Genomic DNA, 13389 nt, shown 5'->3' on the forward strand with positions numbered 1-13389 from the left:
GGAAGCATGCGCCGTCTCCTCTTCCTCATCGCGTTCCTGGCCGCCCCGGCCAGCGCCGCGCCGACGATCACCGACCCCGCCGCCCGCGCCTTCGTCGCCCACCAGGAGCAGGCCTGGAACGCCGGGGACCTGGGCCGCTACTTCGCCGGCTTCACGCCGGACGCCCGCTTCACCGACCAGGCCTATGTCGGCGACAAGCCGCCCGTGCCCTACGGGACCAGCACGCTCATCCAGGCCCGCGCCCAGGCCCGTCGCGCATTGACCCAGGGCAAGGCCCACGAGGCCGGCGAGGTGCTGCGCGTCGAGATCGCCGCCGACGGCGCCTCGGCCCGCGTCACGTCCCGCGAGGCGTCTACCGTGGAGCGCGCCGGTAGGACCCGCCGGCTCTGCGCCACCCGAACCCAGACCCTGGTCGTCGCGCCCGGCGGCTTGCGCTCCCGCGGCCAGACCGACACCTTCTACCGATGCCCCCGGTAATCCCCTCCCGCCTCAAGGTCGGCGTCGACGTCCCCTGGGTGACCAGCTGGTCACAGGAGCGCCAGGGCGGCGTCGGCCCCTGCCCGACTGTGGACGGCCAGATGGCGGCGCTGCAGCTGTGGAAGCCCGGCGTCGGCAAGCCGCTCTATTCGCGCAACCACCTGCGCCGCCAGCGCGATACGGTGCGCGCCCTGCTGTGCCCGATGTGCGGCGAGGCCACCCCGGACGGCGACCGCTGGAGCCAGACCGGCGCCTTCGTCGCCGCCGGCGGCCTGCGGGCCCGCGGGTTCGGCAAGGCCCTGCCCGCCGACCTGGCCGACGACCGGGTGCTGCTGGACTGCGGGGCCATCGCGCCGCTGCATTTCCGCTGCGCCCAGGCCTCGCTGCAGCGCTGCCCGCACCTCTCCGCCCTGCCCAACCGCGAGCTGAAGGCCTTCCCGCCCGCCTGGACGATCGTGCCGCTCTATGTCGAGGCCCGCCGGCCGGTGGGCGGGACGACGTTCGGCGCGGTCAGCTTCCTGCAGCTGCTGGGGATCACGCAGGACCGAGACCCCGACTGGCGTTCGAGGCTCCCGCCGGTCTAGTCTCGCGATATGCTCCGCCGCACCCTGCTTGGCCTCGCCGCCGCCCTCGCCGTTTCCGTCGCCCAGGCCCAGACGCCGCCCGCGCCATCCGCCGCGGCGCCGCCGGGGCCCACCGCAAAGCCAAACCCGCGGGTCAAGATCGACACCCCGCAGGGGTCCATCGTCGTTGAGCTCTTCGCCGACAAGGCGCCGATCACCGTGGCCAACTATCTGAAGTATGTGGACCGGGGGCTGTTCAACGGCGCGACCTTCTACCGGGCGTCGCGGCCGCCCGGCTACACGGCCGCCGACTACGGCCTGATCCAGGGCGGCCTGCAGAACGATCCCAAGAAGGTGCTGCCGCCGATCGCCCACGAATCGACGATCAAGACCGGCCTGACGCACAAGACCAACGGCACGATCTCCATGGGCCGCCACGCGCCGGGCACGGCCCAGGCCGACTGGTCTATCACCCTGGGCGACATGAGCTACCTGGATGCCGATCCCAAGGACCCCAAGACCAACCCCGGCTTCGCCGCCTTCGGCGAGGTGGTGGAGGGGCTGGACGTCGTCCAGAAGATCATCGTCATGCCCACCGACCCCGCCAAGGGCGAGGGCGCCATGAAGGGCGAGATCCTGAAACAGCCGGTGCGCATCACCAAGGTCAGCCGCGTGGTCGCCGCACCGGCCCCGGCGCCTCCACCCGCCCCTGCAGCCGGACCGACAGTGACGCCATGACCGACGCCCTCGAAACCCCCGACGACGGCTGGAAACACTCCGGCGTCCAGGTCATCCCCGGCGACAAGCTGGACCCGGCCACCGCCACCACCCCCGGCATGGACCGCGCCGTCGCCATCGACCGGGCCAGAACTGGAGCCCAGAAGCTCTGGGCAGGGACCGTCCACATCCACGCCAACGCCAAGACCGGCCCGCACCACCACGGTCCGCTGGAGAGCGTGATCTACATCGTCTCCGGCCGCGCCCGCATGCGCTGGGGCGACAAACTGGAGTTCGTCGCCGAGGCCGGGCCGGGCGACTTCATCTACGTCCCGCCGTTCGTGCCGCACCAGGAGATCAACGCCTCCACCGACGAGGTGCTGTCCTGCGTCCTGGTCCGCAGCGACAGCGACGCGGTGGTGGTGAACCTGGAGATCGAGCCGGCCGAGAAGCCCGAGGGCGTCGCCTGGATCGACCCCATCCACCGCAGCTAGCTCACCGCGTGATAGACCAGCGTCAGGCCTGAGATGCTGGCGCGCTCCTCGATGGTGGTTATCGCCGGGTCCAGCTCGGCCCGCGCCGCGTCGGTCAGCAGCACCATGCCGCCCTGGGCGATATCCTCGCCCAGCTTGGAGGTCAGGTTCACCTCGTCGCCGAACAGGTCGTGGCCCTCCAGCACCAGGATGTCGCCATAGCCGATGCCGATCGAGGCGTAGAGCCTGCGCCCGGCCGGCAGCAGCACGTTCACCGTGGTCAGCTGGCGGATGATCTCGCGCGCCGCGCAGACCGCGTCGTCCACCGTGTCGAACAGGCAGTAGAGGTTGTCGGCCTCCGCCTTCAGCAACACCCCGTCACAGGCCGCCACCGTCGGCACGGCCAGCAGCCGCATCTGGTGGATCATCATCAGGAAGGCGACCACCCCATGCACCTGGGTGGTCCGCGAGAAGCCGCTCATGTCCAGCACCAGCACCGCGCGGCGCTGGGTGAAGATCCGCTCGATCTCCGCGGTGATCTCGAGCCGCCGCTCAGGCTCCTCGATGATCCGGGACAGCAGGGCGTCGAGGCGCGCGCGGGCGTTGGGAGCGTCGGATCGACCGTCGTTCATGCGCAGCCCCACCCTTGATCTCACCGCAGATGCGAGCCTGCGGGGCTGGCCAAGTCAAGGACCGGGCGCTTGCTCCGGGCGCGCCCGCGACGGATACCAGCGCGCCATGACCGCCCCCGCCGTCCCCGTCGCCCCGCCCAAGCCGCCCAACAACCTCGTCGGCCTGGCCCTGCTCGCCGCCTTCGTCGCCACCGGCGCGGCGCTTCGCCTGGCGCCGCCGGCCAGGACCCCGCTGACCTTCGCCTTCATCATGGCCGGCTGGATGCTGGCGGTGATGGCGCACGAGTTCGCCCATGCGTTCACCGCCTACCTCGGCGGCGACACCACTGTGCGCGACAAGGGCTACCTGGCCTTCGACCCGCGGCGCTATGGCGACCTGGGGACCAGCCTGGTGATCCCGTTGATCGCGCTGGCCCTGGGCGGCATCGGCTTTCCCGGCGGGGCGGTGTTCCTGCGCAACGACCTGATGCGCGGCCCCGGCTGGCGCGCGGCGGCCTCGCTGGCCGGGCCGGCGGCGACCTTCGTGGCGCTGCTGGTCCTGGCCTACGTCCTGAACCTGTGGTCGCGGGTCGCCTTCCCCGACATGCTGTTCGACGGCCTGGCGATGCTGGCCTTCCTGCAGGCCACGGCCCTGATCCTCAACCTGCTGCCGCTGCCCGGCCTCGACGGGTTCGGCGCGATCCGGCCCTTCCTGCCGCGCGCCTGGGCGCCGACCATCCACCGCTTCGAGGGCCTGGGGATGCTGCTGCTGCTGGCCGCCCTGTTCCTGGTCCCGGGCTTCAGCGGCGCGCTGTTCGGCCTGGCGCTGCAGCTCGCCGCCGCCCTGGGCGTGCCGCGCGAGGCCATGCAGGCCGGCTGGGAGGACTTCCACTTCTGGCGCTGAGGCGCGCCGACCTTCATCCTCTCTTCACCATTCCCCCCGCTCCGTGGTTGCGGCATTCTGCCGGAACAGACGATGAACGCTTCGATTCGCATCCCCGTGAGGATTCTGGGCCTCGACCCCGGCCTGCGCCGCACCGGCTGGGGCGTGATCGCCTGCGAGGGCGCGCGGATCAGCCATGTCGCCCATGGGGTGATCGCGCCCAGGGACACCCTGCCCTTCGCCGAGCGCCTGCTCTGTCTGTTCGCCGGCATCGAGGCGGTGATCGCCGAACACGGCCCGCACGAGGCGGCGGTCGAAGAAACCTTCATGAACAACAACGCCCAGTCGGCCCTGAAGCTGGGCCACGCGCGGGCCATGGCGATCATCGTGCCCGCCCGCGCCGGCCTGCTGGTCGCCGAATACGCCGCCACCGTGGTCAAGAAGGCCGTGGTCGGCACCGGCGGCGCCGACAAGGCCCAGGTCGGCTGGATGATCGCCCGCCTGCTGCCCACCGCCGGCAAGACCGCCGCCGACGCCGCCGACGCCCTGGCCGTCGCCATCGCCCACGCCCACGCCCGTACGGCGCGGCGGGTCGCCTGAGGGCTGAGCCGCCTTTGCGCGGGCGCCACGACGGTGCATCGTGCCCGACAGCAGCGGCGGGAGCGGCGGGACCATGGCGCAGGATCGTAGGCAGGTGATCGGCATGGGCGCGTTAGGCGTCGGCGCGACCCTGGTCGCCGGCGCGGCCAAGGCCAAGCCGCGCGCTGCGCCCCGGCCCCGGACGGCGCAGCCCCGCCTGAAGGGCCTCACCGTCACCACCCTCGTCACCGCCGCTGGCCCCGGCCTGGGCGTGCGCACCGTGCGCGGTGTGCTGGACGTGGCCGGCGCCGAGCGCGACCTGAAGCAGGGCCTGCCCGTCACCGTCGCCGCCCTGATCGATGGCCACGGCGACCTCCGGGCCCTGGGCGCGCTGCTGGCCGACGCCGCCGCCAAGGCCCCCGCCCGCCACCTGATCGCCGAGCACAAGGTGCGGTTCGGCAACATCCTCGACACCCCGCCGAAGATCATCTGCGTCGGGCTGAACTACGCCGCCCATGCGGCCGAGGGCGGCGCCGCGCCGCCCAAGGAGCCGATCCTGTTCAACAAGTACAACACCGCGCTGAACCACCACGACAGCACGATCAGGGTCACCGGCGAACCCGCCGTCGAGTGGGACTACGAAGCCGAACTGGTGATGGTGATGGGCCAGGGCGGCCGCCACATCCCCGAGGACCAGGCCCTGGACCACGTCTTCGGCTATGCCAGCGGCAACGACTTCTCGGCCCGCGACCTGCAGCGCCGGTCGGCCCAGTGGATGCTGGGCAAGACCGTCGACGGCTCCGGCCCGTTCGGCCCCTGGCTGGTCAGCGCCGACCAGGTGGACGTCAACAACCTCGACATGAAGATGACCGTCAACGGCCAGGTCCGGCAGTCGACCAACACCCGGCTGATGATCTTCAGCTGCGCCCAGATCATCGCCTACTGCTCGAAGCATTTCAGCCTGGAGGCCGGCGACGTCGTCTTCACCGGCACCTGCGAGGGCACCATCCTCGGCTATCCGAAGGACAAGCAGGTGTGGCTGAAGGCCGGCGACCGGATGGTCACCTCGATCCAGAACCTGGGCGACTTGCACGTGACCCTGGTCTGACCGCCGATGTGCGACACCCTGGTGGCCCTGCCCGCCGCCACGGCGCGCGGTGGCCTGCTGTTCGCCAAGAACAGCGACCGCGAGCGCAACGAGGCCCAGCGGCTGGAGATCTCGCCCGCCCGGCATAACGCCACGCCGGTCCCGCTCAAGCTCACCTACATCACCATCCCGGACGCGCCCGCCGCCCACGCCTGCCTGCTCAGCCGCCCGTTCTGGATGTGGGGCGCCGAGATGGGGGCCAACGACCAGGGCGTAGTGATCGGCAACGAAGCGCTGCACGCCAAGACCCCCGCCCAGCGCCGCCGCGCCCTGACCGGCATGGACCTGGTCCGCCTGGGCCTGGAGCGCGGCGCCACCGCGCGCGCGGCAGTCCAGGTGATCGTCGAGCTCTTGGAGCGCCATGGCCAGGGCGGCGACTGCGGCCACCTGGGCCGGTTCTACTACCACAACGGCTTCATCGTCGCCGACCCGGCGGAGGCCTTCGTGCTGGAGACCGTCGGCCGCGACTGGGTGGTCCAGCGGGTCAGCACGCAGCGGGCGCTCTCCAATGCCTATTCGATTCGCCGCGCCTATGACGCAGTCAGCCCGGGCCTCGCCGCCCAGGCCCGCGCCGCCGGCGGGATCGACGCCGACGGCCGCTTCGACGTCGCCGCCCATCTGATCGACGAGGCCCGCGACGGCGTCAGCTTCGGCCGCGGCCGCTGCGCGCGGGGCCAGGCCCTGCTGGACCGCGCCGCCCCCGCCCTGACGCCCGCCGGCATGATGGCCATCCTGCGCGACCACGGCGACGACCCCGGCTGGACCCCGGCCAACACCGCGCGCCGCACCTTGTGCATGCACGCCGCCCAGGGACCGCGCCGCAGCCAGTCGGTGGCCTCGATGGTCAGCGAGCTGCGCCAGGGCCGCATGGTCCATTGGGTCACCGGAACCTCGGCGCCCTGCACGAGCCTGTTCAAGCCCGTGGTCCTGGGCGCCGCCCTGCCGCCGCAGAGCCCGGCGCCCACCGACGCCTTCGACGACGCCACGCTGTGGTGGCGCCACGAGCGCCTGCACCGGGCCATGCTCGCCGACTTCACCCCCGCCCTGGCCGCCATCGCCCCGGAACGCGACGCCCTGGAGGCCCGCTTCCTGGCCCGAATGGACCAGGCGCTGGACTCCGCGCCGGAGCCGGCCGGCCTGGACGCCGCCATCGCCCAATGCTGGCGCGAGGCCGCTCAAGCGGAAGCCCGCTGGCGGTCAGCCCTGCCGGCGGCCGCGGTCCCGACCGGCGACCTCCCCTACCGCCAGAGTTGGGCCCGCCTCAATCACGTGGCCAGATGGTCGGGCCGTAGCCTGGCGCCTTGACCCCATAGACCCCGCCCCCATACCCCCGCGGCGCCCGATCCCGCGCCGCCCGCGCCGCCACGGCCGCGGTCCGCGCCTGGGCCAGCGCCTGCGTCCGCAGCCGCGCGAACTCCGGTTGCGACCGCACCCAGTTCCACACCGTCTTCTCGGTCGGCATAGGCGGCTCGCGCCGACAGATCGACGCCAGACTCTCCCCCGCTGCCAACCGCGCACAGATCACCGCCCCCAGCTCACGCCCATACTTCGACGCATAGATCCCCGGCGGATTCGGCTGCCGCGCGAGGGTGCGGATGGCGCGCGGGTGGGGTCTCGGGCATGGACGCAAGGATAGCACCGAGGCAGTCAGGAATAGAACAACAAGCGAACAACCAGTTCCTCCCCCGCGACGCGGGGAGGGGAACCACGAAGTGGTGGAGGGGGCGCTGCCACCGGACAGCGCCCGCCGCCAACCCCCTCGACCGCGAAGGCTCCCTCCGGGAGCCCTCCCCACCCTTCACGCCACGGCAGCCCTCAGCCAGCCGGTCCAGGCGGGTCAGGGACCGGGCGCCCCGCCCGGCGACGAGCCCTGCGGGCTCATGCTTGAGGCGGCTGTTCCGGCTGGCATGCTGGGACGGTGGGACGGTGAGACTGTTAAACTTGGCGTGCGTTGGATGCCGGCTGTCTGCCATGCGCCCGTTTCTGACCTCGTCATCAGGCCTGAAAGCAGACCTTAGACGCTGAGCCCGCCTTCGGAATGACCATGACCAGCAGCGCCGGCAAGTAAAAAGACTTCAGCCTTGCGCCGACGAGTTCGCAAGACTCCGCCGATTGCGCCGAACCCAGCGATCATCATTGTCCAGCTTGCAGGCTCAGGCACCGCCGCAACATAGCGATTGCCATCAATACGGACGCCGATGGCCGAGGCGGCAGACGACGGGTCGTCGAGAGTCCAGCTACTTCCGGTGCTGAAGGCATATTGAGGCAGAGGTGTTGGAGCGAACCCTTTCATGAAGTTGCCATTCCCAGAGTTAGAGAATCCGACCCAGTAAGATCCAGCAGCCAGCTTCCATTTCTGACCGAAGACGCCTTGCCATGCGCCGGCTGAGGACAGGATCGCAAAATTCGCTGAAAATAGAGTGTTTGACGCCGCGGGGACGGCTGCATCGCTATATATTGTGATCGTTCCGACGCTATCGAGCCCCGAGATGAAACCCTCAACCGAGCTGACCTCGAGGGCTGACGCAAGTGTAAAGTAGCCAGCCAAGCTCTGAGATTTCGACAACTGTATATCGTTTGCAAGTGGCATACCCGTGTCGACCGCAAAATTGGCGGATGCAGGACTTGCGACCACGGCGGCACTGAATAATGCGGCAAAACCGATCATGTTCAGATTCATATTGACCCCCTTATTTACTAAATTCACGACTCATCACCAGATGTTCATGTAATGAATATTTGTCGATCAAAACGTATCGGCTACCAACAAGCAATGAAATTTGAATAATATTTCCACATTACTGGAACAACGATCGTCATGTCTTCGCGCACACCACATGCAACGACTTGCCGATGCCGCGTCGGCGAGCGTCGCGAGTTGCTTCAAATGCTTCTACTGGCGGGCCCACGGCCGTTGCGGCCCAGGGCGCCGCAGAGCAACCCGGCGCAGCCATTGTGGGTCAGCCGGGACCGTGCGCGCAGATGTCGCGCGATGCATCGCGATGCATCGCGATGTGCTGCCTCGGGCCACGGCTAGCTTGAGCTAACGCACGCGAGTTCAATGGCGCCCGCTTGTTCAGGAAGAATGTTGCGGTCCACCAGTCATCACCACGCCTACCGGCTCGACAAGAAGAATGTGTTGCCGTCGGGATCCTTGAAATAGACGTGTGGGAACGGTTTTTTTTCGGGCGCTCCGAGAAACTCAACGCCCCGAGCAAGAAGCTTCTCATAGGTGTATTGCACGTCGTCACATCCGAAGGAGCCGTTGAAGAAAGTACCAACCCGATCCTCTTGTCCTTCCGGTGTCAACAGCAGCAGGCCGGTCTGGGCGCCGGGGATGGTGAGTTCGATCCAGCGTTTCTCCCCGATTAGACGATCCGTGGCGATGATGCAGCCCATCGTCTCAGTCCAGAAGGTCAGCGCCCGATCCTGATCCCGCGTCGGAATGCCCACAAAGTTGACTTTTTTGAGCATTCCAGTCTCCGCAACGACTTCGGCCCCCGATTTGCACCGCCGTCAGTGTGAGGCTACTGCTATAGCAATGAGCGGCAAGCAGTACACGATGGACGCGTACGTCTTGGACGCCCTTATGAGAGATCTGGTTGGTCACGACCACCGCGCATCGGCCTTCCTCTTATACCTAGTCTTGGCGGCGGCCTTCCAGGACGGCGCGCCGCGCCTCAGCCATGCCCAGCTTGCCGAACGGACCGGGCTTTCGAAACGAAGCGTGCAGGATGCCGTGCTACATTTGATCGACAGGAACCTTCTTCGCGTCACCAGACGCGGCGCGACAGACGTTCCTCAGTATGAACCCTTGACCCCCTGGCGACGGGGTCGCTCCACAGACCCGGAGACCCTGACCTAGTTCTTCTTCGGCTGCCAAAGCTCGATCTTGGTGCCATCGGGATCCTGAATCCAGGCGAACCGGCCAAACGGGTCAGTGTCGTCGCGCTTCAGAACGGGAATGCCTTTCGCGGTCACGCGCGCGATGATCGCATCCATGTCATCGACTGCAAAGTTGATCATGAACTCCCGAGCCGAAGGGCTCATATAATCCGTAGAGTCCGGAAACGCCGTCCACGACACCTTGGGAGGATGGCCAGGCGCATCGAAGGGCAACGCTGCTCCGCCCCACGGCTTGATCTCAAGGCCCAGAACCTCGCGATACCACTGCGCAAGGGCCCTGGGATCCTTGCTCTTGACGAATACACCGCCCACGCCGGTGACATGCCCTGGTTGCTCAGCCATGGCTGCCTCCTGACAGATGAGCGCGAGCGAAAACGCTAGAACTGTGAGGTGCTTTAGCGACATCTGCCATCCTGTTCATGTCCTACGCTGATTGTCCGGCTGCGACGCCGCAGGCCTAAGTGTTAGGTGCAACGCCGCCGAACCACCATCACCGCAATGATTGCTATAGCGCCCGATGCGCGAGCTTCGGTGGCGAGGGCAAATCTGCGGGTCCGCTAACGGTCGATTGTGTTGAAGAAGGCCGGGTTCGGGGCGCTGGCGGGTTGGCCTGCTGAAGCGCGAGCGGCGGCGTTAGCGCTCAGGCGGGCGCCAGGTGCGCTAGGGCCGGGATCAGCTTGGCGCGTTTGCGGAGGTTCTGGGCGGTGGCGGCGAGGAGAAACTCGTCTCGGGCTCCGCAGGGACCGCGTAGTCGCAGGCGGTCCAGCTTCAGGATGCCGGCGCCTTCGGGCAGCACTGGCTCTTCAGCGCACAGGCGTCGCAGTCGGCCATTCACAGCCGCCGCCACGCCCCATCCCTCGCCACCACCCTGACGTAGAGCCCTCCCTCCCCAATTCCCCCCACCGCCCCCCTGCGGTACCTCTACCCTCCACATGCCCCACCTGATTCGCCCCTCGCGCTCCCCCCCGCGCCGCCGGGCCCGCGGCCCGGAGCGCCCCGCATGATCGGGCGTCTGCGCGGGACCGTGGCCGAGGTCGGCGAGGAGGACGCGCTGATCGACGTGATGGGCGTGGGCTATGTGGTCCGCTGCGGCAGTCGCACGCTCTCGCAGCTGTCCGGCGCGGCCGGCGAGGCCACCCTGCATGTCGAGAGCCAGTTCGGCGAGCAGACCGGGCTGACGCTCTACGGCTTCCTGGCCCGCCAGGACCGCCAGGCGTTCCGGCTGCTGCGCACCATCCAGGGCGTGGGGCCCAAGGCGGCGCTGGCGGTGCTGGACGTGCTGCCGCCGGCCGAGCTGGCCGCCGCCGTGGCCCGCGACGACAAGGCCCTGGTCGCCCGCGCCCAGGGGGTGGGGCCGAAGCTGGCGCTGCGCATCGTCACCGAGCTGAAGGGCAAGCCGATCACCGACGGCCCGGTGGCCGCCTTCCACGCCGGCGGCGGCGCGCCGCCGCCCGCCAAACCGACCGCGGCGGGCGAGGCCGTCGCCGCCCTGCTGGGCCTGGGCGTCGCCGAATCCGCCGCCCGCCGCGTGGTCGAGAGCGCGGCCGTCCGCCTGGGCGACGAGGCCGAGCCGGGGGCGCTGATCAAGGCCGCCCTGCAGGAGCTGGGGCGGTGAGGGGTTGCGCTGGCCAGTTGCTCCCCCGTTGGGGGAGCTCCGGCGAATCGGGTGAGGGGGTCCGCTCAGAAGCGTCGACCGGGCGCCTCGAAGGCGCCGACAGGATCGCGGCGGCGGCGGCGTGGAGGACCCCCTCCGGCGCTTCGCGCCACCTCCCCCGATGGGGAGGCGCTCTGTGACCCGCCTGGTCTCCGGCGAGCCGGCGCCGTTCGAGCCGGCAGACAAGGCGATGCGGCCGCAGACCCTGGCCGAGTTCGTCGGGCAGCAGCAGGCCAAGGGCAACCTTCGCGTGTTCATCGAGGCGGCCAAGGCGCGCGGCGAGGCGCTGGACCATGTGCTGCTGTTCGGGCCACCCGGCCTGGGCAAGACCACCCTGGCGCAGCTCGTCGCCCGCGAGCTGGGCGTGAACTTCCGCGCCACGTCCGGCCCGGTGCTGGCCAAGGCCGGCGACCTGGCGGCGATCCTCACCAATCTCGAACGCAACGACGTGCTGTTCATCGACGAGATCCACCGCCTGCCGGCCAATGTCGAGGAGATCCTCTACCCGGCCATGGAGGACCACGTCCTGGACCTGGTGATCGGCGAGGGGCCCTCGGCGCGCTCGATCCGCATCGACCTGGCGCCGTTCACCCTGGTCGCGGCGACCACCCGGGCGGGGCTGCTGGCGACGCCGCTGCGCGACCGGTTCGGCATCCCGATCCGGCTGGAGTTCTATTCCCACGCCGAGCTGGAGACGGTGCTGATGGGCGCCGCGGTGAAGATGGGCCTGGCGCTGGCCCTGGACGGCGCGGCCGAGATCGCCACCCGCGCCCGCGGTACGCCCCGCGTCGCCGGCCGGCTGCTGCGCCGGGTCCGCGACTTCGCCGCCGCCGACGGCGCCGCGATCATCGACCGCAAGGCGGCCGCCTCGGCGCTGGCCCGCCTGGACGTGGACGAGCATGGGCTGGACGCCCTGGACCGCCGCTACCTGCGCGCCCTGATCGAGAACTATGCCGGCGGCCCGGCCGGAGTGGAGACCCTGGCCTACGCGATCGCCGAGGCCCGCGACGCCGTCGAGGACGTGATCGAGCCGTTCCTGCTGCAGCAGGGCTTCATCCAGCGCACCCCGCGTGGCCGCATGGCCTGCGCCAAGGCCTACAGCCACCTGGGCCTGCTGGCGCCCAAAGGCCTGGGCCAGCCGCCCGCCACGGACCTGTTCGAGTGAGCCAGCCGCTCTGTCCCGAGCCCTCCGCCGGCTGGCTGGATGGCCGCGAGCACGTGCTGCCGGTGCGGATCTATTACGAGGACACCGACTTCACCGGCCTCGTCTACCACGCCAACTACCTGCGCTATTTCGAGCGCGGGCGGAGCGACTTCTTCCGGCTGGTGGGGATCAGCCACTCGGCCCTGCTGGCGTTGCCGGAACCCACGGCGTTCACGATCATTCGCATCGAGGTGGACTACCGCCGCGCCGCCCGCATCGACGACGCCCTGCAGGTGCGCACCACCTATGACCGCCTCCAGGGCGCGCGGCTGATGGTCAGCCAGCGCCTGTTCCGCGGCGAGGCGGTGATCGCGCAGGCCGTGGTCCACGCCGTCTGCATCGACCTGAAGGGCCGGGCGCGGCGGCCGCCGCCCAGCCTCATCGCCGCGCTCAGCCCGCTGTTCGCCACGCCATAAGTTCGCCACTGAAGCCCCCCACCCCTGACACGCCGAACCTTCGCAGGAGACACGATGAACCCGGCCGCCGCCGTCACCCCGCAGAGCTTCGACCTGGTCAGCGTCTTCCTGCACGCCGACTGGATCGTGAAGCTGGTGATGATCGGGCTGGGCCTGGCGTCGCTGTGGTCGTGGACCATCATCCTGGACAAGCTGTTCCGGTTCGGCGCCCTCAACCGCCAGGCCGACAAGTTCGAGGACGCGGTGGCCTCGGGCCGCAGCCTGGAGGAGGTGGCCGCCGACGCCGGCGAACATCCCCGCCACGCCCTGCCGCGCATGCTGCAGGCCGCGCTGCGGGAATGGCGCGAGGCCCGCGCCCGCGGCCAGGCCTCCGAGGGCCAGCTGGCGTTCCTGGTGCAGCGGATCGACCGCACCCTCGACACCATCATCGCCCGCGAGAGCGCCCGGGTGGAGACTGGCCTGGGCGGCCTGGCCATCGTCGCCACCGCCTCGCCGTTCGTCGGCCTGTTCGGCACGGTCTGGGGGATCATGGGATCCTTCCAGGCCATCGCGATCCAGAAGAACACCTCGCTGGCGATCGTCGCCCCCTCGATCGCCGAGGCGCTGTTCGCCACCGCCATCGGCTTGGTCGCGGCCATCCCGGCTTATATTGCGTACAACGCCTTCTCGACCGGGGCCGGCAAGTTCGCCGGGCGGCTGGAAGGGTTCGCCGACGACCTCTCCACGGCGATCCAGCGCCGTCTGTCCGAGCGCGCCTGA

General features: G+C 69.6%; 19 protein-coding genes. 13 read left to right on the forward strand and 6 right to left on the reverse strand.

All coding sequences use genetic code 11. The annotated features are described in order from the left end of the window. Positions 1-6: 6 nt before the first annotated feature. From Q0R13_RS06635 to Q0R13_RS06650, 4 genes are read left to right on the forward strand one after another with little or no spacing between them, the layout of a single operon-like run. A complete protein-coding gene (locus Q0R13_RS06635) occupies positions 7-477 on the forward strand; it encodes a hypothetical protein (protein ID WP_293901306.1) in 471 nt (156 codons plus the stop codon). Continuing rightward, the gene (locus Q0R13_RS06640) at positions 465-1061 is read left to right on the forward strand and encodes a hypothetical protein (protein WP_293901308.1); all 597 of its coding nucleotides are present in this window, start codon (positions 465-467) and stop codon (positions 1059-1061) included. Before Q0R13_RS06635 ends, Q0R13_RS06640 begins: the two co-directional genes overlap by 13 nt. A gap of 9 nt (positions 1062-1070) precedes the next feature. Further along, complete coding sequence (locus Q0R13_RS06645) at positions 1071-1778, forward strand: peptidylprolyl isomerase (protein WP_293901311.1); 708 nt, start codon at positions 1071-1073, stop codon at positions 1776-1778. Further along, positions 1775-2251: a cupin domain-containing protein gene (locus Q0R13_RS06650; protein ID WP_293901314.1), complete on the forward strand. Its 477-nt coding sequence runs from the start codon at positions 1775-1777 to the stop codon at positions 2249-2251. Before Q0R13_RS06645 ends, Q0R13_RS06650 begins: the two co-directional genes overlap by 4 nt. On the opposite strand, the gene Q0R13_RS06655 is transcribed toward Q0R13_RS06650, so the two are convergent. Then, positions 2248-2862, reverse strand: a complete 615-nt coding sequence (locus Q0R13_RS06655) for an adenylate/guanylate cyclase domain-containing protein (protein ID WP_293901317.1) — start codon at positions 2860-2862, stop codon at positions 2248-2250. The genes Q0R13_RS06650 and Q0R13_RS06655 overlap by 4 nt on opposite strands. Before the next feature lie 106 nt (positions 2863-2968). Here Q0R13_RS06655 and Q0R13_RS06660 point away from each other — a divergent pair, with 106 nt between their 5' ends. The 4 genes from Q0R13_RS06660 to Q0R13_RS06675 all read left to right on the forward strand — a co-directional run bounded on the left by Q0R13_RS06660 (position 2969) and on the right by Q0R13_RS06675 (position 6755). Further along, the gene (locus tag Q0R13_RS06660; protein ID WP_293901320.1) at positions 2969-3745 is read left to right on the forward strand and encodes a site-2 protease family protein; all 777 of its coding nucleotides are present in this window, start codon (positions 2969-2971) and stop codon (positions 3743-3745) included. A 72-nt stretch (positions 3746-3817) separates the two neighbouring features. Further along, positions 3818-4324: a crossover junction endodeoxyribonuclease RuvC gene (gene ruvC / locus Q0R13_RS06665; protein ID WP_293901323.1), complete on the forward strand. Its 507-nt coding sequence runs from the start codon at positions 3818-3820 to the stop codon at positions 4322-4324. 73 nt (positions 4325-4397) lie between these two features. Then, positions 4398-5411 (forward strand): fumarylacetoacetate hydrolase family protein, encoded by a 1014-nt coding sequence (locus tag Q0R13_RS06670; protein ID WP_293901326.1) that lies wholly within the window; start codon positions 4398-4400, stop codon positions 5409-5411. Between the two features lie 6 nt (positions 5412-5417). Next, positions 5418-6755, forward strand: coding sequence for a C69 family dipeptidase (locus tag Q0R13_RS06675; RefSeq protein ID WP_293901329.1), 1338 nt, complete (start codon positions 5418-5420; stop codon positions 6753-6755). Here the strand turns inward: Q0R13_RS06675 and Q0R13_RS22600 are convergent. The 3 genes from Q0R13_RS22600 to Q0R13_RS06685 all read right to left on the reverse strand — a co-directional run bounded on the left by Q0R13_RS22600 (position 6712) and on the right by Q0R13_RS06685 (position 8924). Then, a complete protein-coding gene (locus Q0R13_RS22600) occupies positions 6712-7245 on the reverse strand; it encodes a hypothetical protein (protein ID WP_366852513.1) in 534 nt (177 codons plus the stop codon). The two genes, Q0R13_RS06675 and Q0R13_RS22600, sit on opposite strands and share 44 nt — an antisense overlap. A 219-nt stretch (positions 7246-7464) precedes the next feature. After that, positions 7465-8130, reverse strand: coding sequence for a PEPxxWA-CTERM sorting domain-containing protein (locus Q0R13_RS06680; RefSeq protein ID WP_293901331.1), 666 nt, complete (start codon positions 8128-8130; stop codon positions 7465-7467). Positions 8131-8564: 434 nt separating this feature from the next. Beyond that, positions 8565-8924 (reverse strand): VOC family protein, encoded by a 360-nt coding sequence (locus Q0R13_RS06685; RefSeq protein ID WP_293901334.1) that lies wholly within the window; start codon positions 8922-8924, stop codon positions 8565-8567. A gap of 115 nt (positions 8925-9039) precedes the next feature. Between Q0R13_RS06685 and Q0R13_RS22605 the strand changes: the two genes are divergently transcribed. Next, on the forward strand, positions 9040-9315 hold the full coding sequence (locus Q0R13_RS22605; protein WP_366852536.1) for a helix-turn-helix domain-containing protein: 276 nt from the start codon (positions 9040-9042) through the stop codon (positions 9313-9315). Here Q0R13_RS22605 and Q0R13_RS06690 read toward each other — a convergent pair. Further along, complete coding sequence (locus tag Q0R13_RS06690; protein WP_293901337.1) at positions 9312-9698, reverse strand: VOC family protein; 387 nt, start codon at positions 9696-9698, stop codon at positions 9312-9314. The genes Q0R13_RS22605 and Q0R13_RS06690 overlap by 4 nt on opposite strands. A gap of 298 nt (positions 9699-9996) precedes the next feature. Further along, positions 9997-10152: a hypothetical protein gene (locus Q0R13_RS06695; protein ID WP_366852539.1), complete on the reverse strand. Its 156-nt coding sequence runs from the start codon at positions 10150-10152 to the stop codon at positions 9997-9999. Between the two features lie 204 nt (positions 10153-10356). On the opposite strand from Q0R13_RS06695, the gene ruvA reads away from it, so the two are divergent. The 4 genes from ruvA to tolQ all read left to right on the forward strand — a co-directional run bounded on the left by ruvA (position 10357) and on the right by tolQ (position 13389). Next, positions 10357-10971: a Holliday junction branch migration protein RuvA gene (gene ruvA, locus Q0R13_RS06700; RefSeq protein ID WP_293901340.1), complete on the forward strand. Its 615-nt coding sequence runs from the start codon at positions 10357-10359 to the stop codon at positions 10969-10971. Between the two features lie 175 nt (positions 10972-11146). Further along, positions 11147-12175: a Holliday junction branch migration DNA helicase RuvB gene (gene ruvB, locus Q0R13_RS06705; RefSeq protein WP_293901343.1), complete on the forward strand. Its 1029-nt coding sequence runs from the start codon at positions 11147-11149 to the stop codon at positions 12173-12175. After that, complete coding sequence (locus Q0R13_RS06710) at positions 12172-12630, forward strand: YbgC/FadM family acyl-CoA thioesterase (RefSeq protein WP_293901346.1); 459 nt, start codon at positions 12172-12174, stop codon at positions 12628-12630. Before ruvB ends, Q0R13_RS06710 begins: the two co-directional genes overlap by 4 nt. Positions 12631-12684: 54 nt before the next feature. Further along, a complete protein-coding gene (gene tolQ / locus Q0R13_RS06715) occupies positions 12685-13389 on the forward strand; it encodes a protein TolQ (protein ID WP_293901349.1) in 705 nt (234 codons plus the stop codon).

This window comes from Phenylobacterium sp., from assembly GCF_025351295.1.
In the GTDB taxonomy this organism is placed as follows: Bacteria; Pseudomonadota; Alphaproteobacteria; order Caulobacterales; family Caulobacteraceae; genus Phenylobacterium.